The organism is Acetobacter lambici, from assembly GCF_011516885.1.
Classification (GTDB): Bacteria; Pseudomonadota; Alphaproteobacteria; order Acetobacterales; family Acetobacteraceae; genus Acetobacter; species Acetobacter lambici.
In genome coordinates, this window is the sequence record NZ_WOTD01000192.1 from 1 (window position 1) to 510 (window position 510).

1 protein-coding gene and 1 other annotated feature are annotated in these 510 nt (G+C 53.9%); the gene reads left to right on the forward strand.

Annotated features, from left to right (window positions below; genetic code table 11):
- Positions 1 to 510, forward strand: a 510-nt coding sequence (locus GOB86_RS15825; RefSeq protein WP_165993601.1) for an IS3 family transposase, incomplete at both ends; no start/stop codon positions are given.
- Positions 3 to 85 (forward strand) — a sequence feature (AL1L pseudoknot). It overlaps the preceding gene by 83 nt.

A 510-nucleotide genomic window follows, 5' to 3' on the forward strand; every position in this document is an offset into this window, starting at 1 on the left:
GGTTCAGGCCATGACGCGCTTCATTGAGGAGCACCGGCAGACATATGGTGTCGGGTCAATCTGCAAGATCCTGCCGATTGCACCATCTGTCTATTATGCAACCGTTGCCAGGCAGAAAAATCCCTGTGTGCGCAGCCAGAAAGACAAAGAGCTGAGTGATGAAATCCGTAGAGTATGGAACGATAATTTTTGTGTCTATGGAGCGCGTAAGGTTTGGCATCAGCTCAGACGCGAGGGCAGGACTATCGCCCGCTGCACGGTAGAGCGGCTGATGCGCCAGATGGGACTTAAAGGCGTCATTCGTGGCAAGGGGATCAGAACCACACGGCCTGATCCACAACGTCCCTGCCCACAAGATCTGGTGCAGCGCCAGTTTCATGCTCCAGCTCCCAACAGGCTCTGGGTTTCGGATTTTACTTACGTTTCCACATGGCAGGGCTTTGTTTATGTGGCCTTCATCATTGATGTGTTTGCCCGCGTGATTGTGGGCTGGCGCGTCTCATCCACTGC